The following is a 26,164-nucleotide window of genomic DNA, read 5'->3' on the forward strand; positions in this document are numbered from 1 at the left end:
AGGAAGCGCCCGGCGTGTCGGACTGAGGCGGGGCGGGACGCGGGGGCGCCGGGTGGGGTGCTGGGCGAAGCTGGGGCGCGGTGGGACGAGGCGTGGGTCGTGTGGTGGCTGGGGGTTTTGGGGTGGGGTTAGGCGGGGGTGACGTTGGTGGGGCGGCCTAGGGCTATGTAGGTGAGGTTGCGTAGGGAGGGGGAGTTGGGGGCGAGGTAGTCGCTGTGGCCGACGCGGCCGGCTTGGAAGACTCGGGCGCCGAAGTTGCGGGAGACGGGGTCGGGACCTAGGCCCAGGCCGAAGATGCGGACGTGCGGGACGTCCTCCATCCAGTCGGTGGCGCCTCGTCCGGCCCAGACGCGGGCGGTGGTGCCGAGGCCGCCGGCGGTCCAGGCGGTGGTGCCGGGGCTGCCGAACAGGGCGATGTCGGACACCTTGCGCCAGGCGGGGCCGCCGGGGCCGTAGCCCTCCATGGCGGCGCGGCCGCAGACGACCGAGCCGTAGCTGTGGCAGAGCAGGCCGACCTGGGCGGACGGGTTGACCCGGTGCATGCCGACGAGGAACTGGCGGAGCTCGACGGCGCCGCGTTCGGCGCGGGTGTCGGTGAGGACGTCGCTGCTGAAGGTCTTGGGGGCGGCGTAGCCGAGCCAGGCGACGACCGCGAGGTCGCTGCCGGGGGACAGCCTGCGGGCCTCGTCGTAGACGGCGCGGGCGCCGCCGCCGGGGGACGCCCAGGCGCGTCCGGCACGCATGTCGAAGCCCGCGATCGTGGAGTCGGCACCGGGCACCAGGACCGCGACGCGGCGGGCGCGGGCGAGATCGCCGACCACTTCGACGGCCTGGCCGCGGCCGCGCGGGTCGACCGTGAGGAAATGCCGGTCCTGCTGGAGGAACGCGGTGAGGGCGCGGGCGCGCTCGGTGTCGCCCACGTCCCTCGCGGTCTTCAGGGCCTTCGCGATCGTGAGCCGCTCGGCCGCGTAGCGGGCGTTGAGCGTGCTCGGCGAGAGCATCGGGACGGGGCCCGGCTTGGCGTAGGGGTCGGCGTGGCCCGTCCCGGCGGTGGTGAAGAGCACGCCGCCCGCCAGCACCGCGCAGGCGGCCAGCCGCCGCAGCGGGTGCCTGCGGCGGTGCGGCCGTTCGGCCGGGACGTCGCCGGCGGTCTGCTCACTGGAGGAGGACTGCGGCGTCTCGGAAGACTGCGGCATGCCGGCCTTTCTACTTCATCCAGGTCGATGCTCGGCGCATCCGGTGGTCGTCGTGCGTGTCCCGAAAGCCCAGTCCGAGGCGTTCGGTCTCTTGGTGAGATGTACGGGACGGCCCGTCGGTTGGAATCGGATCCGCCGCTCGAAGCGGTGCGCCAGCGACCACAGTCCCGCCAGGACGGCGGCGAACACCGGGATCCAGACCAACCGGTGGAAGATCCATCCGGGATGGCCGGGCGGGTCGAGCAGCCCTGGCACTGTATCCGTGATCCTCGTCACGAGAGCTGAAACGCCCAGCATCGCGGTTTGGTGCCAGAGGAACAGGGTCATTGCCGAGAGATTCACCATGGCCACGCCCGCCCAGAGCACCGGACGCCGCATCAGCCGGGCGAGCGGGCCGCGGAGCAGGAGCGCCGCGCCGCACTGCGCCAGCCCGAACGCCACGGCCGCCAGCGTCGGCGGCGACAGGTTCGAGACCGGCTGTCCGGGGACCCCGACCATGCTCGCCGGGTATCCGCCGAATACGACGAGCCCGATCGCCGCCGCACCCCCGCCGACCAGCAGCGCCAACGGCCCGAGCCATGTCCTCGCCCCATCGCGAGCGAGGCCTCGCGCGGGCCCATCCCGGCCGGGGCCCGCGTGCCTGGGATCGCGGAGGCGGCGCGGCCCGTTGGACCGCGAGGGCTCTGCTGGGCTGCTGGGGTTGTGGGGGGTGAAGGAGCCGTGGGCCCAGGCGGCGCCCAAGGTGAAGGGGACGAGCCATGCTGAGGCGACAGTGAGCCAGCTGAGCCAAGGGGGTCCTCCCAGGGCGAAGCGGGACAGGTCGATCAGCGCGGTGGCGGCGACCGGGAGCGCCGCGGCCCAGGCGCCCCAGCGGCGGACGGCGCCGGCCACGATCGGGGTGAGCGCGGTGAGGCCCAGGTAGACCAGCAGGAACCACAGCGGGTCGAGGACCAGGTTGATCAGCGAGCCGATTGTCCCGGCCGGGTATCCGGCCACGAGTAGCAGCGGGACGGCCCCGGCCCACACTGCCAACAAGATCGGCACAGGCTTCACCAGCCGGACGGCCCTCCGCTCAAGCCAAGCTCTGTAGCTGCGGTCTCGGCTGTCGCCGACCCGTCCGAGCCGCGCTCGATAGCCGCGATCTTGCTTGTCGCCGGACCGTCCGAGCCATGGCCTGCAGCGGCGACCGTGCCCGTTGCCGAGTTGTCTGAGCTGCGCTTGATGGCCGGGGCCTTGCCTGTCATCGGTCCGTCCGAGCCAAGTCCGGTAGCTGCGGCCTCGTCCGTTGCTGGACCGTCTGAGCTGCGCTTGATGGCTGCGGTCTTGCTTGTCGTCGGGCCGTCTGAGCCAAGTCCTGTGGCTGTGGCCTTGTCCGTTGTCGGGCCGTTCGGGCCATAGCTGATTGGTGCGGGCTCGCTGGTTGCCTGCGGAGGCTGCTCTGGTCGGTGGGTGCCCTTCGCGAGGATTTGTGGTTTGGGTGCTCCTGGTTCGGGTGGTGCCTCCTCGTGTGCTGGTGGGGCGGGTGGGGGTGGATGAGTGGGTGGTGAGGTAGCTGCGGGTGGTGGTGTAGCCGCCTACCAGGAAGAAGATCGCGAGGGTCTGGAGGAGCCAGCTGATCGGGGCCAGTGCGGGCATGGTCGTGAGGGGGCTGGCGGCGTGCAGGACGCCGCCGGTGTTGACCACGGCGGTGACCAGCCAGTGGCCCAGGATGACGCCGAGGATGGCCAGGGCGCGGAGGGCGTCCACGGCGCGGTCGCGGGTGTCGGGGGTGGTCGCCTCGATGACCGTGACGAGGCCGGGCTTGCGGTCGGCCATGCGGCGGTAGCGCTCGGCGTGCCAGGCGGGGAGCGCGGGTTGCTCAGCCATGGGTCACCTCTGCTTCCTTGTGCAGGGCGATACGGGTGAGGTTGGCCAGCGGGGTCGACCCGGGCTTCAGATACGCGCTGTGCGGGCCGCCGCCGGCGGCGAAGCGGCGGGCGCCGAACGCGCTGGAGAGCGGGTCGCGGCCGAAACCGATGCCAAGAAGCCGGACATGCGGGACGAACTGCATCCAGTCGCCGGAGGAGCGGCCTGCCCACACCTGCGCGGACGGGAAGATCTGGCGCGCGGAGCCCGCCGTGGTTCCGGGGCTGCCGAAAAGCGCGACCTCGTCCACGGGCAGCGGTCCGGACTTGCCCGCTCGGCCGCAGACGACCGAGCCGTAGCTGTGGCAGAGCAGGGCGATCCCGGCGCGGCCGTTGACGCGGTGGACGTCGCTGACGAACCCCCGCAGCGCGGACGCGGCCGTCCGGGCCCGGTCGTCGGTGAGGACGGTGGTGCTGAGCGTCGGCGGGGAGGCGTAGCCGAGCCAGGCGATCACCGCGAGGCGGGTGCCGGGCGCTTCGCGGCGGGCCTGGTCGGCGACCGCCCGCGCGCCGCCGCCCGCCCACTTCCACGAGTCGAAGTTGGTCAGCAGGCCGTCCGCGCCGGGGACGATGACGGCTATGCGGTCCGCCTGCGCGAGGTCGCCGATGACCTCGACGGCCCGTCCCGTCCCGCGCGCGTCGAAGGACAGGAACCGGCGATCGGGCGTCAGGAACCGTGCCAGCGCTCCCGCTCGGCCCCCGTCGTGCGCGCGTTCGGCCACGGTGCGCGCCGCCTCGATCTGCCCGTGCACGGCCGCGTACCGCGCAGGCAGCGCCCCCGTGGACAGGCTCGGCAGCGGGCCCGGCGCCCCGTAGGGATCGGGGACGCGCGCGGCCGCCGCGGTCGAGGCGGCCACGGCCAGCACGGCCACGGCCGCGGCGCTCCGGCGTCCAACGATCCGCATGCTCGGATGTCCTTCCTGATCAGTGCTTCCTCACCACTGATCTGGAAGGTAGGAACCGGCGCCCGTAACGCGGATCAACCACCGGTGCCGTCTTCCCACGTACCACCCGAGTACTACGCCGCCTACACCCACGAGCCGGGCCTCCAAACCGGCCCCGAGCCCGCGCCCTGAGCCCCCCGCCCCGCGCCTCACGCCCGCGCTTCGCGCCCGCGCTTGCGCCTGCGCCGAGCCCGAGCCTGCGCCGAGCCCGAGCCTGCGCTTCCGCTCGCGCCAGCGCTTGCGCCCGAGCCCCCCCGCCCGCGCCCGCGCCAGCGTTTGCGCTCGTGCCCCGCGCCCGCGCCCGCGTTTGCGCCCGAGCCCCCCCGCCCGCGCCCGCGCCAGCGCCAGCGTTTGCGCCCGAGCCCCCCGCCCGCGCCCGCGCCAGCGCTCGCGCCCCGCGCCCCGCGCCCGTGCCCACGCCTGCGGTCGCGCCTGCGCCTGCGCCCGAACTCGAGCCTGCGCTTGCGCCCGCGCCCTGAGCCCCCGCGTCTGCGCCTGCGCCTGCGCCGAGCCCGCGCCCTGAGTCTCGCGGCTCATGCCCAAGTCCGCGCACGAGCCTGCGCCGCCCGCGCCCTGCCCCTAGCATCCATGTGCGGCCACGTGCCGACCGCGTGCCTATGCCCGGCGGCGGGCCTGGCCCAGGCGTCCTGTCTATGCGGCCACACGCTGGGCGCGACTTTGTGTGTGTGCGGCTACGTGATGATGCTTGCCCAGGTGGCCAGGGCTGGCGTCGCGTCCATGCGGCTACGCATCATGCGCGCTTCGCGTTTGGGCAGCTCTTCGTGTCCTTGCGCGGCTACGCGACGAATCTCGCCAGCGGGCCCCCTGGCTGGTGTTCCGTCCAACGGCCACGCGCCATGCGTGCCTTTGCGTCTGTGCGCGGCTGTGCGGCGATGCCCGCCGGTGTTGGGCGTTCCGTCCGTGCGGCTACGCAAGTATGCGCGGTTTGCGTTCGTGTTCGGTTTTGTGTTTGTGAGGGGTGGGCGTGCTCCGGTGGTGTGGGGGTTTGCTGGGGGTTATTCGCCGGGGCGGACTAGGCCGGTTTCGTAGGCGTAGACGATGGCTTGGGCGCGGTCGCGGAGGGCGAGTTTGGCCAGGATGCGGCCGAAGTGTGTTTTGACGGTCTGCTCGGCGACGACCAGTTCGGTGGCGATCTCGGCGTTCGAGAGGCCGCGTGCGACCAGGGCCAGGACCTCGGTCTCGCGGTCGGTCAGCTCGTCCAGGCGGGAGCGGGACGGTCCGCGCGGGGCGCCCAGGCGGGCGAACTCCGAGATCAGGCGCTTGGTGATGGACGGCGACAGGAGCGCGTCACCGGCCGCGACGACCCGGACGGCCTCGGCCAGCTCGGTCGCCGAGGCGTCCTTCAGCAGGAAGCCGGACGCGCCCGCGCGCAGTGCCTCGTAGACGTAGTCGTCCAGGTCGAAGGTGGTGAGCATGAGGACCTTCGGCGCGTCGTCGGCGCCGGACGAGAGGAGTCGGCGGGTCGCCTCCAGGCCGTCCATCACGGGCATGCGGACGTCCATCAGGACGACGTCCGGGCGCAGTGACCCGGCCACCAGCAGGGCCCGCTCGCCGTTCTCGGCCTCGCCCACGACCTCGATGTCGGGCTGGGCGTTGAGCAGGACGCCGAATCCGGTCCGCACCATTCCCTGGTCGTCGGCGATCATCACCCGGATCGTCATGAGGCCGATGTCCCCGGACGGCCGGTGTTCGTGGACGACGCGGTGTCCGGTGGTGTGGTCTCGGGCAGGTTTGCGGTCACGGCGAATCCTCCATCGGCGAGCGGCACGGCGGACAGGTCGCCGCCGAGCATCGCCACCCGTTCGCGCATTCCGACCAGGCCGTGGCCCGCGCCCGGTGGGGACGGCGTGGGGGAGTGGCCGGGCGCGGCCGGGCCGTTGACGATGCTCAGCCGTAGTATCCCGCCCCCGCGCGCGACCTCGACCCCGACTGCGGAGCCGGGAGCGTGCCGCATCGCGTTGCTCAGCGCCTCCTGGACGATCCGGTAGGCGGTCAGCCCCACGCCCGGTGGCAGGTCGGTGAGGTCACCCTTGACCTGGGACGCCACTTCGAGCCCTGTACCGCGCGCGCCTGCGAGCAGCTCGTCCAGGCGTTCCAGGCTCGGTTGGGGTGCGGTGACGGCGCCGTCCTCCTGGCGCAGGACGCCCAGGATGCGGCGCATCTCGCGTAGGGCGTCCAACGCGGTCGCGCGGATTTCGGCCAGGTCCTCACGGGTCGTTTGGGGGACGTCCGGTGTCTTGTACGGCGCGGCCTCGGCCTGGATGGCGATCATCGACATGTGGTGGGCGACCACGTCGTGCAGCTCGCGCGCGATGCGCTGCCGTTCCAGCAGGACGGCCTCGGCGTCGCGGTGCCTCCGCTCCTGCTGCTCAAGCTCGCGCCGGGACGCCTGTCGCGTGCGCACGAGGAAGCCCACGAGCAGCGGCAACGCGATAAGGACCGCGGCCCCCGCCGCCGTGCGCGGCTGCAGCAGGCCCGCCCCGAGGACGGTCACGAGCGCCACCCCGATGGTGGTCTCGCGCGAGCACCGCACCGCCACCAGGTACAGGACGAACAGCATCGCGATCACACCGGACGGGATGAACCGGTCGTTCGTCTGGATGAGCAGGGCGGAGACCACCATGCCGGACGCCGCGAGCCGCCACGCCCCCAGCGGATGCCTCCTGCGCAGCGCGAGGGGCGCGGCGAGCCAGACCGCGAGGACCACCGCGCCGAAGGTCGGCGACGGATGCGGCGGCGGCGCCACGTCCGGGGCGTAGGGCGGATGGTAGGGCGGCGGGCCGCTGAGCCGCTCCGCCAGCACCGGGATGCCGCTGAACAGCAGGATCACCGCGAGGAGCAGGTCGAACCCCTGCGCGACGAGCCCGAACGGCAGCCGTCCTATGCCGATGAAGCGCGTCCAGCGCAGCCCGAACGGCCAGGGTGGGGAGGGCGTCGCGGGCTCGGCGCGCCCGCGCCACAGCGCGGCGGCGAGCGGACGCGTCAGCAGGCGGACGGTCGCCCGCCCGCCGGCCTCCTCGCGCTCCACCTCGCCGCTCATAGCCCCAGGTTAGAGAACCGGAGCCCGCCCCCGGATGCCCCTGCGGTGCCACCCTCACGTCATACCGTGGTCCTACCGCCGGACGCGCCGTGCTCGGAGGGCCGGTGATCGTGAGCCCGGACGGTCGCCTGAGCCATACCCAGGGGCCAGCCCCTCGCATGATTCAGCAGCATCCGTGGCCGGACCGCCGCGCGATCCATGAGCGCGCATGGTCGCCGCCTGAGTTTGCTGCCGCGTGATCTCGGCTCGTTCAGGGCCGGGTCGCCGCGTTGGGGTGCGTGGTCCGGAGGGCTTGACCGGGGTGGAGCGTGGGCGGGGAGAGGCTCATGTGAGCTTGGTGGGGGGTTCAGGGGGGTTGGGGCGGGCTAGATTGCAAGGTATGGAGCCTGCTGAGGCATTGCGGCGGATCGCCTTCCTGCTGGAGCGGGCGCAGGAGCCGACGTTCCGGGTGCGCGCCTTCCGCAAGGCCGCGGACCTCGTGGACGGCATGTCGCCGGACGAGCTGGCCGAGCGCGCCGACCAGGGCACTCTCGGTGATCTGCCCGGTATCGGCAAGGTGACGGCGCTGGCCATCACGGAGGCGCTGCGCGGTGAGACGCCCGTCTACCTGCGGCGGCTGGAGGCGACCGAGGGCGAGCCGGTCGACGAGGCCGCGGCCCGGCTGCGCGCCGCGCTCAAGGGCGACCTGCACACGCATTCGGACTGGTCGGACGGCGGTTCACCCATCCGCGAGATGGCCGAGGCCGCGATCTCGATCGGGCACGAGTACATCGCGCTCACCGACCACTCGCCCCGGCTGTCGGTCGCGAACGGCCTCTCGGCGGACCGGCTGCGCCGCCAGCTGGACGTCGTCGCCGAGCTGAACGAGGAGCTTGCGCCGTTCCGGATCCTCACCGGTATCGAGGTGGACATCCTGGACGACGGCTCCCTCGACCAGGACGAGGACCTGCTCGAACGCCTCGACGTCGTGGTCGCGAGCGTCCACTCCAAGCTGCGGATGGAGCGCGTCCCGATGACCGAGCGGATGGTCAAGGCCATCGCGAACCCGCAGGTCAACGTCCTCGGCCACGCCACCGGACGGATCGTCAAGGCGGGTGGGCGCCGCGGCGGCCTGCGCCCCGAGTCCGCGTTCGACGCCCAGCTGGTCTTCGACGCCTGCACCGCCTACGACGTCGCGGTGGAGATCAACTCGCGCCCGGAACGCCTCGACCCGCCCAAAAGGCTCCTCCGCCTCGCCGTCGAGGCCGACTGCCGCTTCTCGATCGACTCCGACGCCCACGCGCCGGGCCAGCTCGACTGGCAACCCAACGGCTGCGACCGCGCCGCCCGCTGCGGCATCCCCGCCGACCGCGTCGTCAACACCCTCAAGGCCGACGACCTCCTCGCCTGGACCCGCGCCGCCCGCTGACCCCGCACGCGCCCCGACGTCTGCCCCCGCCGCGCGCTGACTCGGGTGTGTGGCTGTTTTGTCGGAGGGGGCGCGTACGGTCGGCGGGGTGAACCGCACAGACCGGTTGTATGCGCTTGTGGAGGAGTTGCGGGCCAGCGCGCCGCGCCGTCGCAGCGCCCGCGAGCTGGCGGCGCTCTACGAGGTGAGCGTCCGGACGATCGAGAGGGACATCGGCGCGCTGCAGCAGGCGGGCGTGCCGATCTACGCGGACGTCGGCCGGACCGGCGGGTACACGCTCGACAAGGAGCGGACGCTGCCGCCGGTCAACTTCACGGCGAGTGAGGCCGTCGCGCTCGCGATCTGCCTCGGCCGCGCGGGGGACACCCTCTACGCGCAGGCCGCCCGGACGGCGCTCAACAAGATCCTTTCGGTGATGCCCGCGGCGGACAACGACGCCGCGCGCGACCTCGCGTCCCGCATCCGCTTCAGCGTTCCGGCCGAGGACGATGACGTGCCCGAACCGCCCGTCCGTCCCGCGCGGGACGCCGTGCTGGAGGAGGCGATGGTCTCGCGGCGCGTCGTCCGCATCAGCTACGTGGACCGGCACGGCAGCGAGACCGACCGGGACGTGGAGCCGCAGGCGTTCACGGCCGCCGAGCGCGGCTGGTACCTGCTCGCGTGGTGCCGGCTGCGCGGCGAGACCCGGGTGTTCAGGCTCGACCGCGTCCGGCGGGCCGTCCCGCTGGAGGAGATCGCGCCGCACCGGTCGTGGGCGTCCCTCGGCGACCCGCCGAAGGAGCTCCGCACCCGCGTGCTCGAACTCGCCTGAAAGCCTCGGAAACACCGACAGGGGGTTGTCGCCGCGCCGGGTCATCCTCGCTACGACGCACGGACGAGCGAGGAGACGGACAATGACCGACATCGCGTACAACTCGGTGGCCTGGTTCGAGATCGGCACCGGGAAGGCCGATGAGACCAGGCGCTTCTACGGCGAGCTGTTCGACTGGACGTTCAACATCACCGAGGGCGGCACACTCAAGTACGACGAGGTCACCACGCCCGGCGCGGACCGGCCGTCCGGCGGCATCATGGAGTCGGACGGCCACTTCCCGGACTACGCGATCTTCTACGTCGTCGTCCGGGACGTCACCGAGACGGTGTCCCAGGCCGAGGCGCTGGGCGGCAAGGTGATCGTCCCGGCGACGACCACCGAGGCGGGCCTCACCTTCGCCCAGCTCCAGGACAGCGCCGGGCACCACTTCGGCGTCTTCAGCCCGCCCGCGCCGTAAGGCCCCAGGGGCGCCGCATCACGATCGTTGGGAGCTCGATATGCGCCGTGTGGCGATCGCTGGGTGCGGCTTGTAGTGCGGAAGATGCGCCGCGTGGCGCTTCGCATAGATCGACAGGCGCTGCGTAGCGCTTGATGAGTTGGGTAGCACCGCCGCTCAGGAGAGCTTTGGTGGACGTCCCGCCTCGCCACGTCGTCCAGTACAAGGGCGGGCGTGCCGTGCCGGGCCGTTCGGCCAGAGGTGCGGAAAGGCCCCGGGACCGCGACCTACACCTTCGCAGTCTCGGGGCCTCCGCTCGTACGCGTCCCGGTCGGCTCGCGGGCCGTCGGGTCCGTTCGTATGCGAGCCCGTTCGTTCGTACGCGCGCGGACGATTCGCTCGTGCGCGCGCGGTTAGGCTTCGCCGCCCGTGTTGCTTTCGGCGGTCTGGACACCTCCTGCGAACACCTCGTCCACAGGGGAGCTCAGCCGGTAGTAGTCCATCGCCTTCTGCAGTACCTCGTGCTTGACGTCGCCCGCGCGCGCGAGCCGGGTCAGGACGGCGAGGACGATGGACGCCGTGTCCACGTGGAACACGCGGCGCGCCGCGGCGCGGGTGTCGGAGAAGCCGAAGCCGTCCGTGCCAAGGGACGCGAAGTCGCCGGGGACCCACGGGGCGATCTGGTCCGGGACGGCGCGCATGTAGTCCGACACCGCGACGGACGGGCCGGGCGCGTCGGCGAGCCGCTGCGTGACGTACGGGACGCGCTGGTCCTCGTCCGGGTGCAGCATGTTCCACTCGTCGCAGGCGGCGCCCTCGCGGGCCAGCTCGTTCCAGGAGGTCGCCGACCAGACGTCCGCCGCGACGCCCCACTGCTCGGCGAGCTGGCGCTGCGCCTCCAGCGCCCAGCGGCCCGCCACGCCGGACGCGAGGATCCGGGCCTTCGGCGCCTCGCCGCCCAGCTGGGACGGCGACTGCAGGTAGAGCCCCTTGAGCAGGCCGGCGACGTCCAGGTCGGACGGTTCGGCGGGCTGCTGGTAGGGCTCGTTGTAGACGGTGAGGTAGTAGAAGACGTCCTCGCCGTGCGGGTGGGTTTCGGACGACCCGTACATGCGGCGCAGCGCATCCTGGACGACGTACGCCAGCTCGTAGGCCCAGGACGGGTCGTAGTGGACGCAGGCGGGGTTGGTCGCGGCGAGCAGCGGCGAGTGCCCGTCGGCGTGCTGGAGGCCCTCGCCGGTGAGCGTGGTGCGGCCCGCCGTCGCGCCGAGCAGGAAGCCGCGGCCCATCTGGTCGCCGAACGCCCACGCCTGGTCGCCGGTCCGCTGGAACCCGAACATCGAGTAGAAGATGTAGACGGGGATCATCGCCTCGCCGTGCGTGGCGTAGGACGTCCCGGCTGCGATGGTGGACGCCATGGAGCCCGCCTCGCTGATGCCCTCGTGCAGCATCTGGCCCTGCTCGGACTCCTTGTACGACAGCAGCAGCTTCCGGTCGACCGCCTCGTAGGTCTGCCCGTGCGGCGAGTAGATCTTGGACGTCGGGAACAGCGAGTCCATGCCGAAGGTGCGGTACTCGTCCGGGGCGATCGGGACGAACCGGGCGCCGATGTTCTCGTCCTTGATCAGGTCCTTCAGCAGCCGGACGAACGCCATCGTGGTGGCGATCCGCTGCTTGCCCGACCCGCGCTTGAGCTCGCCGTACACCGGGTCGCCGGGCAGCTTGAGCGGCTTGGATCGCACCACCCGGCGCGGCAGGAACCCGCCGAGCGCGGCGCGCCGCTCGCGCATGTACTCGATCTCGTCGGAGTCCTCGCCCGGGTGGTAGTAGGGCGGCAGCTCGCCCTCCAGCGCCGAGTCCGGGATGTCCAGGTAGAGGCGGTCCCGGAACTCCTTCAGCTCGGCCTTGGTGAGCTTCTTCATCTGGTGGGTGGCGTTGCGGGCCTCGAAGTCGGGTCCGAGCGTCCAGCCCTTGATCGTGTGGGCGAGGATCACGGTCGGCTGGCCGACGTGCTCGCGGGCCGCCTTGAACGCCGCGTACACCTTGCGGTAGTCGTGCCCGCCGCGGGACAGCTTGCGCAGGTCGTCGTCGGTCAGGTGCTCGACCATCTTGCGCAGTCGCGGGTCGTCGCCGAAGAAGTGGTCGCGGATGTAGCCGCCGGACTCGACGGTGTAGGTCTGGAACTGGCCGTCCGGGGTGGTGTTCATCTTGTTGACCAGCACGCCGTCCACGTCCTGGGCGAGCAGCGGGTCCCAGTCGCGGCCCCAGATGACCTTCAGCACGTTCCAGCCGGCGCCGCGGAAGAACGACTCCAGCTCCTGGATGATCTTCCCGTTGCCGCGCACCGGGCCGTCCAGCTGCTGCAGGTTGCAGTTGATCACGAAGGTGAGGTTGTCCAGCTCCTCGCGGGCGGCCAGCCCGATCGCGCCGAGCGACTCGGGCTCGCCGGTCTCGCCGTCGCCGAGGAACGCCCAGACGTGCGAGCGCGAGGTGTCCTTGATCTTGCGGTTGTAGAGGTAGCGGTTGAACCGGGCCTGGTAGACCGCGTCGATCGCGGTGAGTCCCATCGAGACCGTCGGGAACTCCCAGAAGTCGGGCATCAGCCGCGGGTGCGGGTAGGACGACAGGCCGCCGCCGGGGTGGCTGAACTCCTGCCGGAAGCCGTCCAGCTTGTCCTGCGGGAGGCGTCCTTCCAGGTAGGCGCGCGCGTAGATGCCGGGCGCGGCGTGTCCCTGGATGAACACCTGGTCGCCCGACTCGCCGTGGTCCTTGCCGCGGAAGAAGTGGTTGAAACCCACCTCGTACAGCGAGGCCGCCGAGGCATAGGTGGCGATATGCCCGCCTACCCCGAGATTGGGGCGGTTGGCCCGGGAAACCATGATCGCCGCATTCCACCGAATGTACGCGCGGATCCGGCGCTCGATGTGCTCGTCGCCCGGGAACCAGGGTTCGTGCTCCGGTGGAATGGAGTTGATGAAATCGGTGCTGCGCAGGCCGGGCACCCCGACCTGCAGCTCCCTCGCCCGCTCCAGCAGGCGGAGCATCACGTACCGCGCCCTGCCCCGGCCTTCGGTCTTGATGACCGTGTCCAGCGACTCCAGCCACTCCCGGGTCTCGTCCGGGTTGATGTCCGGCAGCTGGCTCGGCAGGCCGTCACTGATGATCGAGAAACGTTGACGTCCGGAAGCCACGGGGTCCCCTCTGCTGTGCTCGGCGTCTGTCCGGAGCGGCGGGGCCGCCGGCGGGTGGCCGGCGCTCCGCCGCCCCTGGTCGTCGGTCCATCGTCGCCGTTCGGCGGGACCATCGCACCTCTACCGACCGGTATTCATTCTGGCCGCCCGGGCGCACGCCGTAACCCCCAGATAATGCCCCTTTCCGCCCCTTTTAGCCTGCCGATTCCCGGCAACCCTCCTGCTGATCCCCGGCCACTCGCGGGTGGACGCCCCGCGTCCGGAAACGGGCGCGAAGGGCGCGCCCGGGCTCTTGGCGGACGCGTGATCGGGTACCAAGCTGGAAGGGAGACGTCGACCGGACGGTCCGCGCGCCGCGCGCGACCCCGTGCCAAGTCCGGAGGATCATATGAACGCATCGGTCGGAGACCGGCTGCACGTGCACGGCAACACCGTCGGCCTCGCCGACCACACCGGCGAGATCATCGAGGTGCGCGGCCCGGACGGCGGCCCGCCCTACCTCGTCCGCTTCGCCGACGGCCACACCGCCCTCGTCTTCCCCGGCCCCGACGCCGTAGTGGAACCCCGCCCCACCCCCTGACCTCCCCGCCGAGGGGGCCGTCGTGCCGAAGGGGGCGCCGTGCCGCGTGCGGGGTCGGGTGGGGTTGGCGGGGGGTGGATGCTGGTAGACAGGGAGCTATGGAGAGCACCGTGGTCCGGGTGGCCACTGGGAACGCCGAGGTCGTGCGGGACATCACGCCCGAGTGCTCGCGGTTCGCCGCCGAGCAGGGCGGGGACGGGCTGCTGCACGTGTTCGTGCCGCACGCGACGGCCGGGGTGGCCATCCTGGAGCTGGGCGCGGGCAGCGACGACGACCTGCTGGCCGCGCTGGGCGACCTGCTGCCCGCCGACGACCGGTGGCGGCACGCGCACGGCTCGCGCGGGCACGGGCGCTCGCACGTGATGCCCGCGATGATCGCGCCGTACGCGACGCTGCCCGTCCTGGGCGGGCGGTTGCAGCTCGGCACCTGGCAGTCGGTGGCCCTCGTCGACCTCAACGTGGACAATCCGGACCGGCAGGTACGGTTGTCCTTCCTTGCGGGATGAGCGTGGGTTGTTACGCTCGGTGGGTGTTTCGTCACGACGTCCGGCGCGAATCGGCCAATGAGGCCACCAAATGCCGGGAGAACACTTGCGCGAGGGGCCTCCACTTGTGTGGACTGTCCCGCAAAACCCGCGCGGGGCGGGGTCGGACCGCCACGGGGGTGGCCCGGACCGTCCGGTGCGGACTTACGACCATGGGAGGACTTTCGTGAGCGCGACCGCAGGTCAGGCGCAGTCTGAGCGCAGCCTGGCCGAACGGCTCGGATTCAAGCCGGACCAGGTGGTGCAGGAGATCGGCTACGACGAGGACGTGGACGAGGAGCTCCGCGAGAGCATCGAGACCGTCACCGGGGCCGAGCTCGTCGACGAGGACTACGAGGACGTCGTCGACGCCGTCCTGCTGTGGTGGCGCGAGGAGGACGGCGAGCTGTTCGACGCCCTCTCCGACACCCTGGTCTCCCTGGCCGACGGCGGCGTGGTGTGGCTGCTCACCCCCAAGGCGGGGCGGGACGGCCACGTCGAGCCGAGCGACATCGACGAGGCCGCCTCCTCCTCCGGCATGACGCAGTCCAAGAGCGTCTCGGCGGCGGGCGACTGGTCGGGCACCAAGCTCGTCCCGCCGAAGGGCCGTTGAGCCGCGCCCCACGCGACGGCGCCCGTGTCCGCCTCCGGTCCCCTCGGGGCCGGGCGGCGGCGCGGGCCCGTGGCAGACTGGGCGGGACGGGTCCCCGCGGCTGCGGGGACGAGCGCATCCCGCCCCCGGGCGGGTCGATCCTCGGGAGAGGCATTGGCGGTTGAGGCAGGCGGCGTCGCACCGGACTTCGAGCTGAAGGACCAGCACGGGACACCGGTGAAGCTGTCGGACTTCCGGGGCGAGAAGAACGTCGTCCTGGTGTTCTTCCCGCTGGCTTTCAGCGGCGTGTGCACCGGCGAGCTGTGCGCGATCCGGGACGAGCTGCCGACGCTCACCGGGGACGACGAGACCCAGGTCGTCGCCGTCTCGGTCGACTCGACGTTCGCCCAGCGCGCGTGGGCCGAGCAGGAGGGCTACACCTTCCCGCTCCTCTCGGACTTCTGGCCGCACGGCGGCGTCGCCCGGTCCTACGGCGTCTTCGACGAGGACCGCGGCATCGCGACGCGCGGCACCTTCATCATCGACAAGGAGGGCGTCGTCCGCTGGACCGTGGTCAACGCCATCCCCGACGCCCGCGACCTCGACGACTACCGCAAGGCGCTGTCGAACCTGTGATCCGGCTCCGCGTCCGCGCCTAGCGGCTCGGACGCGGCCCGGCCTCATGTGCGGGCGCGGCATCGTTTTGCGATCAACCCTGCGGGGCCCGCCTTCGGCGCCGCTCCGCGGGGTTGGTCACGCGCCCGCGCCGGCTGCGGCGTCCACGGGGTTCCCGCCCGGTGGACGCGCGGACGCCGGCCCGCGATCGAATGGGTCCGCGCGATGCTTGCGGGAGTCGCGGGGGCTCCGCAAACTTGACCTGTAGGCCGGGACCCCCACCCGGCCCTTCGCACCCGTTGGAGGTGTGATGCCCTGCTTCCGGTGCGGGGCGCGGCAGACGGACCCCGCCCGGGGCGCGAGTCCCTGGCGGCGCGGGGTCCTCGCCGACCACCAGGTCCTGGTCTGTCCGGCCTGCCAGGCCACGGACGGCTGGGCGGACGCGCTCGACCGCTGCCCGTCCTGCGGCTCGGCCGCGCTGGTCTGCCGCCTCGGCGACGTCGAGTGCCGCGAGTGCGGGCACACGCGCGAGGCCGTCCGCGACGACGGCGAGCCGCGCTCCGAGCCCGTCCAGGACGACCCTTCCCCCAACCCCGACCTGTCCCAAGAGGTGGCCGCGGCCCTGGACCGCGTCCTCGGCCGTCCCCTGGCCTGATTCGACGTCCCCGTTCCCCAGCCTCGGTCGGGCAAAGGAATACCGGCCGGGCGCTTTTCCGCGTTCGCGCCCGGCCGGTCGCGGTCGGGCGGCCCGGAGTGGAAGGGTGTTCCGGGGCCTCCCCGCCCGATCGCGGGTCCCTCGTCAGGCGAGGGCCTTCACCTCGCCCGTCTGGCGGGCTTCGAGCAGGTGGTAGAGCAGCAGGAGCTGGGTGATGGCGAGCGGGTCGCTGGTCTGGGTCTCGCCGACCCGGCCGAGGGCCTCGGGGGAGAGGCCGGGGCGGTCGGCGAGCCGGTCCCAGAGGGCGTTCTTCACGATGGACGACTCGTCCGAGCCGACGTAGCCGTGCACGTGCAGGGCGTCGACGGGCCGGCCGTCGGTGTCGCGGTGCAGGCTGAGGTGCAGGGCGGTGTCGCGCTGGTGGCGGGTGGCCTCGGCGATGACCGGGGCGAGCTCGGGGTGGTCGATCGTCGGGCGCAGCAGCAGCTCCGCCGAGAGCGGTCCGGGACGTCCCGGGACGGGCGCGAACCGGACGACGATGTCGGCCCAGCGGCGCTGCGGCCGGACGAAGGCGGCGCTCTCGGGCTCGCGCCGGTCCAGCTCGGCGCGGACCTGGTCCGGGGTGTAGCCGCGCCGCGAGCAGTCCCGGTCGATCTTCCAGGAGTGCCGCAGGTCCTCGGGCGGGTCGAGGTAGACGGTGATGTCGAAGCAGGCGCGGGCCATCGCGGTGTGCAGGGGCAGCAGGCCCTCGACGATGACGAAGTCGCGCGGGCGCACGAGCTCGGGCCGGACGAGCTTCCCGGTCGAGTGGTCGTACACCGGCTTCAGGATGGGCTCACCGAGCGAGAGCAGCTGGAGGTGCTGCTCCATGATCTCGATGTGGTTGCAGTCGGGGTGGAGCGCGGTGAACGGCTTGCCCGCCCGTTCGGCGCGGTCGTAGGCGTGGTAGTCGTCCACGCAGACGGCGGTCATCCGGTCCGCCCCCAGGCACCGCACGAGCCCCCTGGTCAGTGTGGTCTTTCCCGCCGCACTGTCCCCCGCGATGGCGAGCATGACGGGCCTGCGGCCCCCGCCGCGGGCCGCGCGGAGCATGTGCACGATCCGATGGGGCACGGGTGTCCCTCCGTCCGCCGGTGTTCTCTTGTGCCCGTGACGCTAGGCGGGACCGCGCGGGGCATCGTCACCCGAACGGGGGAGCGCGGGGGGTGAAGCGAGGGGGAGGGACCCCACCGGAACGTTCCGCGCGGACGAAGGTTCCGCAGCGCATTAGGGGAGGGCGGCCCGGCAGGGGGTTCCGGCCACCCGGAGGCTACTCGTCGGTAGCGGCGGTTGTTATCGTTCCGGGATGGGCCACCCCGTGCGCGTCGTCCTCGTGGACGACCACGAGATGATCCTTGCCGGGCTGTCGGCGATGCTGGCGGGGTTCGCGGGCCGGGTGCGGGTGGTGGGCCAGGCGGGGACGGGCGCGGAGGCGGCGCGCCTGGTCACCGCGCTGCGCCCGGACGTGGCGCTGCTGGACGTCCGGCTCGGCCCGGAGAGCGGCCTGGACGTCTGCCGGACGCTCACCGGGCTCGTCCCGGAGACGCGCGTGGTGTTCCTGTCGGTCTACGACGACGAGCAGTACGTGTTCGAGGCGCTGCGCGCGGGCGCGGGCGGCTACCTGCTCAAGCGGGTGGACGGTCCGGAGCTGGTGCGGCGCCTGGAGGAGGTGGCCCGCGGCGAGACCGTGGTCGACCCGACGCTCGCCGGGCGGATGGTCGTCACGGCGGCGCGGCTGACCCGCGGCGAGTTCTGGCCGGGGGCCGACCGGGGGCTGACGCAGCGCGAGAGCGAGGTGCTGTCGCTGCTGGTCACGGGCCTGTCGAACCGCGCGATCGCGACCCGGCTGGTGCTCAGCGAGGAGACGGTGAAGAGCCACCTGCGCGCGCTGTACCGGAAGCTGGAGGTGACCGACCGGTCGGCGGCCGTGGCGGTGGCGCTGCGCGAGGGCCTGTTCCGATGATGCCGGCGCCGAGCGCGCCCGGCGCGCTGGAGCTGCTGGCGGGACGCGGCGCCGACCTCCTCGCGCGGATCGTCGCGGTGGCCTGCGGCGACCGGGAGCTTCCGGGCATGGCGGACGAGCTGGCCGCGCTGGTCGTCCGGACGGCGCGGGCGGTGGCGTTCTGCGACGTGTACGTCCTCGACGAGGACCGGCGGACGCTGACCGGCGCCGGGCGCGTCGTCCCGCTCGGCCGGGGCGTGGTGGGCTGGGTGGCGGCGCACGGCCGGCCGCGGCGGCACGCCGACGGGCGCGGCCTGGCCGTCCCGGTGATCAGCGGCCCCTTCGTGATCGCGGTCGTGGACGTCTCGGGCCCCTGCCCGGAGGACGACGCGGCGCTGGTCGGGGCGCTCGCCGAGCTGTTCGCGCCCGTCCTGTGCTCGTGCCGGAGGCTGCGGACGGCCCGGGAGCGCGAGCGCGCGGCGGAGCGGTTCGCCGAGCGGGCCGTCGAGGCGCAGGAGGCTGAGCGGACGCGGCTCAGCCGGGAGATCCACGACGGGATCGCGCAGCGCCTGGCCAGCCTCGGCTTCCACCTGTCGGCGGCGCAGGGCGCGCTGCCCGAGCACCATCCGGAGGCGCGCGAGCGGATCGCGTCCGCGCGCGAGCTGTGCGACCTGGCGTCGGCGGAGACCCGCGCGGCGATCGGCGGGCTGCGTCCGCCCGTCCTGGATGACCTGGGCCTTTCGGCCGCGCTCGCCGCCCTGGCCCGCGACGCGACCGGACGCGGCGACGGCCTGGACGTGTCGGTCGTCGTCGCAGGCGAGCTGGACGAAGCGCCGCCCGACCACGTCCAGACCGCCCTGTACCGGATCGCGCAGGAGGCCGTCGGCAACTGCCTGCGCCATGCGGCCGCGTCCCGGCTGGACCTGCTGCTGGAACTCGAATGCGACCGGGTGCGGCTGGTCGTCGCCGACGACGGGCGCGGCTTCGTCCCGCACCGCCGCCGCCCGGCGTCCTACGGCCTGCGCGGCATGACCGAGCGCGCCGAACTCCTCGGCGGGCGCGTCACCGTCGTCAGCCGCCCGGGCGGCGGCACCCGCATCGAGGCCGTCGTCCCGGTCGGCCCGTCACGAACTACGTAGGAAGTTCAGCTGGTCTTCAGGACGCGGAAGCCGAGGCCCGCCTTCACGAGGCGGTCGATCAGGGCGTTGCCCATGGCCTGGGCGGTGGTGACCTGCCCGGCGGTTTCCGGCAGGTCGTCCTGGGCGAGGCAGAGCGCGGACTCGGCGAGCATCTTGGCGGTCTCGTCGTAGCCGGGGTCGCCGCCGGACACCTCGGTCACGACGCGCTTCCCGCCGCCCTCGCCCGCGAAGGTGAGCGAGAACCAGTGCTTGGCGCGGCGCGCGGCGGACGGTCCTTCGCCCGGCGTGGCGAGCTTGAGCAGCAGCGCGCGCGTCGGCGGGAGCTGCGCCGCGGCGATCGCCACGCCCGTGCCGATCCCGAGCGCGACGGCCGCCGGCAGGCGCTTCAGCGCGAGGAAGTGGCCGAAGGTGAAGTCCGGGCCGTACCGGTCGAGCGCCGTGGCGGACCGGGCGACGATCTGCGAGTCGATCACTGGCAGCGGCACCGTCCAGCCCGCGCGGGTGTGCGGGATCGGGCCGCGTTCGAGGCTGACCTTGCGCCCGCTGGTGGAAGCGGGCTCGGCGCGGCGGCGGTCGCGTTCGGCGCGGAGCATGCTCGGCAGGTCGGCGAAGATCCCGACGGCGGAGTGCAGCGTCCCGCCCGAGAACTGGGCGTGGACCCGCAGGAACGCCTCGACGCGCAGCGGCACGCCCGCGGGGAGCTGCTGCACGGTGAAGTACGTCCCGAGGTCGGACGGGATGGAGTCGAAGCCGCACGCGTGCACGATCCGCGCGCCGGACCGGACGGCCTGCTCGTGGTACTTCACGTACATCCGGTCCACGAACGTCGGCTCGCCGGTCAGGTCGACGTAGTCGGTGCCGAGCCGCGCGCACGCGGCGACGAGCGGCTCGCCCAGCCGGACGTACGGCCCGACCGTCGAGATCACGACCCTGGTGGACGCGGCGACCCGCTCGATCGACGCCTCGTCGGCCGTGTCCGCTTGGAGCAGCGGCAGTTCGGCGAGCGCCGGGTCGATCGCGGCCAGCCGGTCGCGGACGTCCTCCAGCTTGGCGATGCTGCGTCCGGCCAGCGCCCACCGGACGCCGGCGTCGGCGCGTCCGGCCAGGTACTCGGCGGTCAGCCCGCCGGTGAACCCCGTCGCACCGAACAGGACGAGGTCGTACGGACGGTCGGACTTGGAAGCCGGACGGTCGGGCTCGGCGGCTGGACGGTCGTCGGTCATGGCAGCGTCCTCCCCACGGGTTCGAATCCGATTCTGTCGGATGCGGCGTCCAGTAGCGCACCCGGGCTCCTCCCCGGCGTGTCCCGCGAGCCGGACATGAAACGCGCCGCAGGCTCAGCGGGACCATTCCGGGGCGTCCAGCAGCAGGTTCACGAACAGGAGCGTGGTCGGCGTCGGCACGGGCCCGGCGACGGCGTGCCATGGACGGTCCAGCGGCAGCCCCGGCGCCGGGACGATGACCAGGTGGCCCGCCGCAAGCTCGGCGCCGACCGCGTCGCGCGAGACCAGCGCGACGCCGAGCCCGGCGGCGGCGCCCGCGACGACCGCGCCGTTCGAGCCGAGCACCAGCCGGCGCGGCGCGGCCCGGTGCTCGGCGAGGTACTCCTCGGCCGCGCCGCGCGTGCCGGAGCCGCGCTCGCGCATCACCCACGGCGTCTCGTCCAGCGAGAACGAGGCCGCGACGTCCGGTGAGGCGACCACGACCAGCGAGTTCGGACGGCGCGCGAGGACCGTGGCGTCCAGGCCGGACGGCGGGCGTCCGGCGAGCACGAGGTCGGACGTGTGCGAGGACAGCAGCTCCCAGACCATCCGGCGCGGCCCGACCGAAAGGGTCAGTTCGACCTCGGGGAACCGTGACCGGAACGCCGCGAGCACACCTGGCAGGACGTGGTCGGCGGCGGTCGTCACGGCCGCGAGCCGCAGCGGTCCCCGCGCCGGGTCGGCCGCGCCCCGCGCCGCCGCCCGCCCCTGCGCCAGCAGCCCGAGCACCTGCCGCGCATACGAGGCGTACACGTCTCCGGCGGCCGTCAGCCGGACGCCCCGTCCCTCCCGCCGGACGAGCGCGACGTCCAGCTCGCGCGAGAGCGCGGACACCGACGCCGACACCGCCGACTCGGTGACGTACAGCTCCCGCGCCGCCGCCCGCACCGAGCCGGTGTCGGCCAGCGCGACCAGCGCCCGCAGCCTGGATTCAGTCATCGCTCAAGTATCCGCCGGAAACACTTGATGGACAATGCAAGTGTCGCCGCGTCAGTCTCGGGGTCGCATCCACCCGAGAGGAGCGGCGATGAGCCGGTGGTCGGCGGGCGTGATCCCGTACGCGGAGATGGGCTACTGGAGGCCGGACTACGAACCGGGGCCGAGCGACGTGCTCGCGGCGTTCCGGATCACCCCGCAGCCGGGCGTGCCGCCCGAGGAGGCGGGCGCGGCCGTGGCGGGCGAGTCGTCCACGGCGACCTGGACGGTCGTCTGGACGGACCGCCTCACCGCCTACGAGCAGTACCAGGCCAAGTGCTACCGGGTGGAGCCGGTGCCCGGGCGGGACGGCGAGTTCATCGCCTACATCGCCTACGACCTGGACCTGTTCGAGGAGGGCTCCATCGCGAACCTGACGTCCTCGATCATCGGGAACGTCTTCGGGTTCAAGGCGCTGAAGGCGCTGCGGCTGGAGGACATGCGGATCCCGACGCACTACGTGAAGACGTTCCAGGGCCCGGCGCACGGGATCGTGATGGAGCGCGAGTACCTCGGCAAGTTCGGCCGGCCGCTGCTCGGCGCGACGGTGAAGCCGAAGCTCGGGCTGTCCGCGCGCAACTACGGGCGCGTCGTCTACGAGGCGCTGCGCGGCGGCCTCGACTTCACCAAGGACGACGAGAACATCAACTCCCAGCCGTTCATGCGCTGGCGCGACCGCTTCCTGTACTGCATGGAGGGCGTGACGCGGGCGCAGGCGGCGACCGGCGAGGTCAAGGGCCACTACCTGAACGTCACCGCCGCGACGATGGAGGACATGTACGAGCGGGCCGACTTCGCCCGCGAGCTGGGCTCGGTCGTCGTGATGATCGACCTGACCGTCGGCTACACCGCGATCCAGTCGATGGCGAACTGGGCGCGGCGCAACGGCGTCCTGCTGCACCTGCACCGCGCCGGGCACTCGACGTACACGCGCCAGAAGACGCACGGCGTGAGCTTCCGCGTGATCGCCAAGTGGATGCGGCTCGCCGGGGTGGACCACATCCACGCCGGGACGGTCGTCGGCAAGCTCGAAGGCGACCCGCACAGCGTCGCGGGCTTCTACGACACGCTCAGGCTCGACAAGATCGCGGCGGACCCGGTGAAGGGCCTGTTCTTCGACCAGGAGTGGGCGTCGCTGCCCGGCACGATGCCGGTCGCGTCCGGCGGGATCCACGCGGGCCAGATGCACCAGCTGCTCGACCACCTCGGCGAGGACGTGATCCTCCAGTTCGGCGGCGGGACGATCGGCCACCCGATGGGCATCGCCGCCGGCGCCACCGCCAACCGGGTCGCGCTGGAGGCGATGATCAAGGCCAGGAACGAGGGCCGCGACTTCCTCGCCGAGGGCCCCGACATCCTGCGCGCCGCCGCCAAGCGCAGCCGCGAGCTGGACGTCGCGCTCACCACCTGGGGCGACGTCACGTTCAACTACGACTCCACCGACACCCCCGACGTCGTCGAGACACCTGTGAGCCTCTGATGCGCATCACCCAGGGAACCTTCTCCTACCTGCCCGACCTCACCGACGACGAGATCGCCGCGCAGGTCGCGTACGCGCTGGACAACGGCTGGCCCTGCTCGGTCGAGTTCACCGACGACCCGCATCCGCGCAACTCCTACTGGGAGATGTGGGGGCTGCCGATGTTCGACCTCGCCGACCCGGCCGGGGTGGTGTACGAGGTGAACGAGTGCCGCCGCGCCTACCCGAACCACTACGTCCGGCTGAACGCCTACGACGCCCGGTACGGGCGGCAGACGACCGCGCTGTCGTTCATCGTCCAGCGGCCGAAGGACGAGCCGGGCTTCCGGATCGACCGCGAGGAGACGTCCGACCGGCGCGTCCGGTACCGCATGCACCCGTACGCGCTGGACCGTCCCGAGGGCGAGCGGTACGCATGACCACGTTCGACATCCGGGCGCGGAAGGAGACGGACGCGTGACGACCTTCGACATGCGTCCGGCAGAGGAGCGGCACGAGGAGGCGGACGCGTGACCACGTTCGACATGCGTCCGGCGGAGGAGGAGCAGAAGGAGGCGCTTCCGCCGGACGCCCGGGTCGACCTGGCCGCCGAGCGCGGCGAGTCCCGCGTGGACGAGGTGCTGGACGGCCTGGACGCCGAGCTGGTCGGCCTCGCGCCGGTCAAGACCCGGATCCGGGAGATCGCCGCGCTGCTGCTGGTGGACCGGGCGCGCGCCCGGTTCGGCATCGAGTCGGGCCGTCCGAACCTGCACATGTGCTTCACCGGCGGGCCCGGCACCGGGAAGACGACGGTGGCCGTCCGGCTGGCGGAGCTGCTGCACCGGCTCGGGTACGTCCGGCGCGGCCACCTCGTCTCGGTCACCCGGGACGACCTGGTCGGCCAGTACGTCGGGCACACCGCGCCGAAGACCAAGGAGGTCCTGAAGCGGGCGATGGGCGGCGTGCTGTTCATCGACGAGGCGTACTACCTGTACCGGGCCGAGAACGAGCGGGACTACGGGCAGGAGGCCATCGAGATCCTCCTCCAGGTCATGGAGAACCAGCGGGACGACCTGGTCGTCGTGCTCGCGGGGTACCGCGACCGGATGGACTCGTTCTTCGCGTCCAACCCGGGGATGAGCTCGCGCATCGCGCACCACGTCGACTTCCACGACTACGACGTCGGGGAGCTGGACGCGATCGGCCGGCTGATGCTGGAGCGGGACGGGTACCGGCTCGCCCCGGCGGCCGAGCCGGTGTTCCGCGAGTACCTCCAGCGGCGGCGGGCGCAGCCGCGGTTCGCCAACGCCCGGTCCGTCCGGAACGCGATCGAGCGGGCGCGGCTGCGGCACGCGAACCGGCTGGTCGCGGCGTCCGGGCCGGTCGGCCGCGCGGAGCTGACCACGTTGACGCCGGACGACTTCCTGGGCAGCCGCGTGTTTCGGGATCCCTAACTTTCGTGACCGGTGATAACGAATGGTGCTCCGGTGGGGATGGAGGGGACAGGAAGATCGTCATCCCCCCACAGGAGGTGGGCCCATGCGGGCTCGGCTCGCCGGCGCGCTGTGCGTCGCGCTGCTCGTGGTGACCGGGACGACCGCGGCCGGGGTGACCGGCCGCGGTCGGCTCCGGTTCACCGTCACCCTGTCGCCCTCCGTCGCCAAGGCGGTCGTGGACGGCCGCGCCTACGTCGTCGTCTCCCGGAAGGGGGACTCCGAGCCGCGCGACCAGATCGACATCACGGGCGGCGTCCCGTTCTGGGGGCGGAACGCCGACGGCGTGCGTCCCGGCCGGAAGGTCGTCCTGGACGGCGCCGGCGGCACCTACGGCTACCCGCTCAAGAGCATCGCGTCGCTGCCGTCCGGCCGCTACTCGGTGCAGGCGTTCTTCAACACCTACGACACGTTCCGGCGCGGCGACGGCTCGACGGTCAAGATGCACATGCCTTGCGGCGACGGCATGGACCTGTTCCACTCGCCCGGCAACTTCTACAGCACGCCGCGCTGGGTCACCATCGACCAGCGGGACCCCGGAACGGTCGACCTGACCGCCGACCACCTGATCGCGCCGTCGCAGCCGGTCCCGGCGGGCGGCACCTGCCAGCAGGGCAACCCGGCCGACTCCGCGCACGTGAAGCACGTCAAGATCCAGAGCCCGGCGCTGTCGAAGTTCTGGGGACGGCCCGTCTACATCGGCGCGAACATCCTGCTCCCGACCGGGTACGACCCGAACGGGACGGTCCGCTACCCGGTCGAGTACCACTTCGGGCACTTCACCACGAACGCCCCGCGCGGGTTCCGCGAGGACGGCGGGAACGCGTTCTCCAAGTGGTGGCTGTCGGACGCGGCGCAGCGCTTCATCGTCGTCGAGGTCCGCGAGGAGAACCCGTTCTACGACACGTCCTACGCCGTGGACACGCCGAACCTCGGCCCCTACGGGCAGGCCACCACGCGCGAGCTGATCCCGGCGATCGACTCCCGGTTCCACACGATCGCCGCGCCGTACGGACGCATCACCAGCGGCGGTTCCACGGGCGGCTGGATGGCCGTGGCGAGCCAGGTCTTCTACCCGGACGTCTACGGCGGCACGTTCGCGGGCTACCCGGACCCGGTGGACCTGCGCCGCGAGCAGATCGTCAACGTGTACGACGACGCCAACGCCTACGACACCATCCGCGAATGGGACCGGACGCCCCGTCCGGACAGCCGGACCGTCCCCGGCGACACCAACTACGTCAACGCACAAGAGAACCTGTGGGAACTCGCGCGCGGCGACCGGGACCGCTCGGGCGGCGCGTGGGCCATGTGGGAGGCGCTGTTCAGCCCCCGCGGCAAGGACGGCTACCCGGCGCAGGCATGGGACAAGCCGACCGGGACCATCGACCACTCGGTCAGCGCCGGATGGAAGGCGATGGACCTGTCCGCCAAGGTCGCCGCCGAGTGGCCGACGCTCGGACCGAAACTCCAGGGCCGCGTGTTCCTCTACGTCGGCGACACCGACACCTACTTCCTGAACACGGCCGTCGAGCTGTTCCAGCAGCGGACGGACGCGCTGACGAACCCCTCGTCCGGATTCACCTTCGTCTACGGGCGGGCCAAGCCGCACGGCTGGTCGCCCTACACCGTCCAGCAGTGGTTCCAGATCTACGCCGACTACGTGGCCAAGCACGCGCCGCAGGGGACGAACATGAGCGGCTGGCGCGGACCGCGCGTCCTGCCGCGCCTGAACACGGCGGGAGGTGAGATCGTCCCGCCGCAGAAGCACGTCGGCCTACCCCGCTGATCACCCCGGCCGGGCCCGGCGCGACCCCGGCCCGGCCCGCCCCCGGCCCGGCTCGGCTCGTCGTGCCGGGCCGGGCGCTTAACGGGAATGTGCGGAGATGCGACGACGATCACATCGCCCGGCGGGATGGCGGGCCCCATGTCCTA

General features: G+C 72.5%; 23 protein-coding genes. 14 read left to right on the forward strand and 9 right to left on the reverse strand.

Features of this window, described 5'->3' with window-relative positions; all coding sequences use genetic code 11:
- Window positions 1-128: 128 nt before the first annotated feature.
- The 5 genes from FHU30_RS05210 to FHU30_RS05230 all read right to left on the reverse strand — a co-directional run bounded on the left by FHU30_RS05210 (window position 129) and on the right by FHU30_RS05230 (window position 7,105).
- On the reverse strand, window positions 129-1,196 hold the full coding sequence (locus FHU30_RS05210; protein ID WP_253872213.1) for an alpha/beta hydrolase: 1,068 nt from the start codon (window positions 1,194-1,196) through the stop codon (window positions 129-131).
- Between the two features lie 15 nt (window positions 1,197-1,211).
- Window positions 1,212-3,062: an acyltransferase family protein gene (locus FHU30_RS05215; RefSeq protein ID WP_253872215.1), complete on the reverse strand. Its 1,851-nt coding sequence runs from the start codon at window positions 3,060-3,062 to the stop codon at window positions 1,212-1,214.
- A complete protein-coding gene (locus tag FHU30_RS05220) occupies window positions 3,055-4,005 on the reverse strand; it encodes an alpha/beta hydrolase (RefSeq protein ID WP_253872217.1) in 951 nt (316 codons plus the stop codon). Before FHU30_RS05220 ends, FHU30_RS05215 begins: the two co-directional genes overlap by 8 nt.
- Before the next feature lie 1,055 nt (window positions 4,006-5,060).
- Entirely contained in the window at window positions 5,061-5,726 is a 666-nt protein-coding gene (locus FHU30_RS05225; RefSeq protein WP_253872219.1) for a response regulator, read from the reverse strand.
- The gene (locus tag FHU30_RS05230) at window positions 5,723-7,105 is read right to left on the reverse strand and encodes a sensor histidine kinase (protein ID WP_253872221.1); all 1,383 of its coding nucleotides are present in this window, start codon (window positions 7,103-7,105) and stop codon (window positions 5,723-5,725) included. The genes FHU30_RS05225 and FHU30_RS05230 overlap by 4 nt, the downstream gene beginning before the upstream one ends.
- Window positions 7,106-7,484: 379 nt before the next feature.
- Here FHU30_RS05230 and FHU30_RS05235 point away from each other — a divergent pair, with 379 nt between their 5' ends.
- The 3 genes from FHU30_RS05235 (at window position 7,485) to FHU30_RS05245 (ending at window position 9,784) form a co-directional block, all read left to right on the forward strand.
- Window positions 7,485-8,513, forward strand: coding sequence for a PHP domain-containing protein (locus tag FHU30_RS05235; protein WP_253872223.1), 1,029 nt, complete (start codon window positions 7,485-7,487; stop codon window positions 8,511-8,513).
- 88 nt (window positions 8,514-8,601) lie between these two features.
- A complete protein-coding gene (locus FHU30_RS05240) occupies window positions 8,602-9,324 on the forward strand; it encodes a helix-turn-helix transcriptional regulator (RefSeq protein WP_253872225.1) in 723 nt (240 codons plus the stop codon).
- Between the two features lie 82 nt (window positions 9,325-9,406).
- Window positions 9,407-9,784: a VOC family protein gene (locus FHU30_RS05245; RefSeq protein WP_253872226.1), complete on the forward strand. Its 378-nt coding sequence runs from the start codon at window positions 9,407-9,409 to the stop codon at window positions 9,782-9,784.
- Between the two features lie 392 nt (window positions 9,785-10,176).
- Here the strand turns inward: FHU30_RS05245 and aceE are convergent, their stop codons facing one another.
- Window positions 10,177-12,954 carry a pyruvate dehydrogenase (acetyl-transferring), homodimeric type gene (gene aceE / locus FHU30_RS05250; protein WP_372503846.1) on the reverse strand — a complete coding sequence of 926 codons (2,778 nt, stop codon included), beginning with the start codon at window positions 12,952-12,954 and terminating at the stop codon, window positions 10,177-10,179.
- 388 nt (window positions 12,955-13,342) lie between these two features.
- On the opposite strand from aceE, the gene FHU30_RS05255 reads away from it, so the two are divergent.
- The 5 genes from FHU30_RS05255 to FHU30_RS05275 all read left to right on the forward strand — a co-directional run bounded on the left by FHU30_RS05255 (window position 13,343) and on the right by FHU30_RS05275 (window position 15,920).
- Window positions 13,343-13,534 (forward strand): DUF1918 domain-containing protein, encoded by a 192-nt coding sequence (locus FHU30_RS05255; RefSeq protein ID WP_253872228.1) that lies wholly within the window; start codon window positions 13,343-13,345, stop codon window positions 13,532-13,534.
- Window positions 13,535-13,632: 98 nt separating this feature from the next.
- A complete protein-coding gene (locus FHU30_RS05260) occupies window positions 13,633-14,040 on the forward strand; it encodes a YjbQ family protein (protein ID WP_253872230.1) in 408 nt (135 codons plus the stop codon).
- Between the two features lie 205 nt (window positions 14,041-14,245).
- The gene (locus tag FHU30_RS05265) at window positions 14,246-14,671 is read left to right on the forward strand and encodes a DUF3052 domain-containing protein (RefSeq protein ID WP_253872236.1); all 426 of its coding nucleotides are present in this window, start codon (window positions 14,246-14,248) and stop codon (window positions 14,669-14,671) included.
- A 153-nt stretch (window positions 14,672-14,824) separates the two neighbouring features.
- A complete protein-coding gene (locus tag FHU30_RS05270; protein WP_253872238.1) occupies window positions 14,825-15,286 on the forward strand; it encodes a peroxiredoxin in 462 nt (153 codons plus the stop codon).
- Between the two features lie 289 nt (window positions 15,287-15,575).
- The gene (locus tag FHU30_RS05275) at window positions 15,576-15,920 is read left to right on the forward strand and encodes a hypothetical protein (protein ID WP_253873919.1); all 345 of its coding nucleotides are present in this window, start codon (window positions 15,576-15,578) and stop codon (window positions 15,918-15,920) included.
- Between the two features lie 144 nt (window positions 15,921-16,064).
- Here the strand turns inward: FHU30_RS05275 and FHU30_RS05280 are convergent, their stop codons facing one another.
- Window positions 16,065-17,033 carry a phosphoribulokinase gene (locus FHU30_RS05280; protein ID WP_253872240.1) on the reverse strand — a complete coding sequence of 323 codons (969 nt, stop codon included), beginning with the start codon at window positions 17,031-17,033 and terminating at the stop codon, window positions 16,065-16,067.
- Window positions 17,034-17,265: 232 nt separating this feature from the next.
- Between FHU30_RS05280 and FHU30_RS05285 the strand changes: the two genes are divergently transcribed.
- Window positions 17,266-17,922: a response regulator gene (locus FHU30_RS05285; protein WP_253872242.1), complete on the forward strand. Its 657-nt coding sequence runs from the start codon at window positions 17,266-17,268 to the stop codon at window positions 17,920-17,922.
- Complete coding sequence (locus FHU30_RS05290; RefSeq protein ID WP_253872244.1) at window positions 17,919-19,040, forward strand: GAF domain-containing sensor histidine kinase; 1,122 nt, start codon at window positions 17,919-17,921, stop codon at window positions 19,038-19,040. Before FHU30_RS05285 ends, FHU30_RS05290 begins: the two co-directional genes overlap by 4 nt.
- A gap of 5 nt (window positions 19,041-19,045) precedes the next feature.
- Here the strand turns inward: FHU30_RS05290 and FHU30_RS05295 are convergent, their stop codons facing one another.
- The gene (locus FHU30_RS05295) at window positions 19,046-20,263 is read right to left on the reverse strand and encodes a saccharopine dehydrogenase family protein (RefSeq protein WP_253872247.1); all 1,218 of its coding nucleotides are present in this window, start codon (window positions 20,261-20,263) and stop codon (window positions 19,046-19,048) included.
- 114 nt (window positions 20,264-20,377) lie between these two features.
- Window positions 20,378-21,241 (reverse strand): LysR family transcriptional regulator, encoded by an 864-nt coding sequence (locus FHU30_RS05300; protein WP_253872249.1) that lies wholly within the window; start codon window positions 21,239-21,241, stop codon window positions 20,378-20,380.
- An 88-nt stretch (window positions 21,242-21,329) separates the two neighbouring features.
- On the opposite strand from FHU30_RS05300, the gene FHU30_RS05305 reads away from it, so the two are divergent.
- From FHU30_RS05305 to FHU30_RS05320, 4 genes are all read left to right on the forward strand, one after another.
- Window positions 21,330-22,757, forward strand: coding sequence for a form I ribulose bisphosphate carboxylase large subunit (locus tag FHU30_RS05305; RefSeq protein WP_253872251.1), 1,428 nt, complete (start codon window positions 21,330-21,332; stop codon window positions 22,755-22,757).
- The gene (locus FHU30_RS05310; protein WP_253872253.1) at window positions 22,757-23,176 is read left to right on the forward strand and encodes a ribulose bisphosphate carboxylase small subunit; all 420 of its coding nucleotides are present in this window, start codon (window positions 22,757-22,759) and stop codon (window positions 23,174-23,176) included. The genes FHU30_RS05305 and FHU30_RS05310 overlap by 1 nt, the downstream gene beginning before the upstream one ends.
- Window positions 23,177-23,266: 90 nt before the next feature.
- Window positions 23,267-24,190: a CbbX protein gene (gene cbbX, locus FHU30_RS05315; protein WP_253872255.1), complete on the forward strand. Its 924-nt coding sequence runs from the start codon at window positions 23,267-23,269 to the stop codon at window positions 24,188-24,190.
- 85 nt (window positions 24,191-24,275) lie between these two features.
- Entirely contained in the window at window positions 24,276-26,018 is a 1,743-nt protein-coding gene (locus FHU30_RS05320; RefSeq protein WP_253872257.1) for an alpha/beta hydrolase-fold protein, read from the forward strand.
- Window positions 26,019-26,164 lie beyond the last annotated feature (146 nt).

The organism is Actinomadura rupiterrae (genome assembly GCF_024172125.1).
In the GTDB taxonomy this organism is placed as follows: Bacteria; Actinomycetota; Actinomycetes; order Streptosporangiales; family Streptosporangiaceae; genus Spirillospora; species Spirillospora rupiterrae.

What these genes read in the sequence shown, in the direction of transcription:
- FHU30_RS05210 (WP_253872213.1), bottom strand. Translation starts at nt 1,196, where the DNA reads ATGCCGCAGTCTTCCGAGACGCCGCAGTCCTCCTCCAGTGAGCAGACC.
- FHU30_RS05215 (WP_253872215.1), bottom strand. Translation starts at nt 3,062, where the DNA reads ATGGCTGAGCAACCCGCGCTCCCCGCCTGGCACGCCGAGCGCTACCGC.
- FHU30_RS05220 (WP_253872217.1), bottom strand. Translation starts at nt 4,005, where the DNA reads ATGCGGATCGTTGGACGCCGGAGCGCCGCGGCCGTGGCCGTGCTGGCC.
- FHU30_RS05225 (WP_253872219.1), bottom strand. Translation starts at nt 5,726, where the DNA reads ATGACGATCCGGGTGATGATCGCCGACGACCAGGGAATGGTGCGGACC.
- FHU30_RS05230 (WP_253872221.1), bottom strand. Translation starts at nt 7,105, where the DNA reads ATGAGCGGCGAGGTGGAGCGCGAGGAGGCCGGCGGGCGGGCGACCGTC.
- FHU30_RS05235 (WP_253872223.1), top strand. Translation starts at nt 7,485, where the DNA reads ATGGAGCCTGCTGAGGCATTGCGGCGGATCGCCTTCCTGCTGGAGCGG.
- FHU30_RS05245 (WP_253872226.1), top strand. Translation starts at nt 9,407, where the DNA reads ATGACCGACATCGCGTACAACTCGGTGGCCTGGTTCGAGATCGGCACC.
- FHU30_RS05255 (WP_253872228.1), top strand. Translation starts at nt 13,343, where the DNA reads ATGAACGCATCGGTCGGAGACCGGCTGCACGTGCACGGCAACACCGTC.
- FHU30_RS05260 (WP_253872230.1), top strand. Translation starts at nt 13,633, where the DNA reads ATGGAGAGCACCGTGGTCCGGGTGGCCACTGGGAACGCCGAGGTCGTG.
- FHU30_RS05275 (WP_253873919.1), top strand. Translation starts at nt 15,576, where the DNA reads ATGCCCTGCTTCCGGTGCGGGGCGCGGCAGACGGACCCCGCCCGGGGC.
- FHU30_RS05285 (WP_253872242.1), top strand. Translation starts at nt 17,266, where the DNA reads ATGGGCCACCCCGTGCGCGTCGTCCTCGTGGACGACCACGAGATGATC.
- FHU30_RS05290 (WP_253872244.1), top strand. Translation starts at nt 17,919, where the DNA reads ATGATGCCGGCGCCGAGCGCGCCCGGCGCGCTGGAGCTGCTGGCGGGA.
- FHU30_RS05295 (WP_253872247.1), bottom strand. Translation starts at nt 20,263, where the DNA reads ATGACCGACGACCGTCCAGCCGCCGAGCCCGACCGTCCGGCTTCCAAG.
- FHU30_RS05300 (WP_253872249.1), bottom strand. Translation starts at nt 21,241, where the DNA reads ATGACTGAATCCAGGCTGCGGGCGCTGGTCGCGCTGGCCGACACCGGC.
- FHU30_RS05305 (WP_253872251.1), top strand. Translation starts at nt 21,330, where the DNA reads ATGAGCCGGTGGTCGGCGGGCGTGATCCCGTACGCGGAGATGGGCTAC.
- FHU30_RS05310 (WP_253872253.1), top strand. Translation starts at nt 22,757, where the DNA reads ATGCGCATCACCCAGGGAACCTTCTCCTACCTGCCCGACCTCACCGAC.
- FHU30_RS05320 (WP_253872257.1), top strand. Translation starts at nt 24,276, where the DNA reads ATGCGGGCTCGGCTCGCCGGCGCGCTGTGCGTCGCGCTGCTCGTGGTG.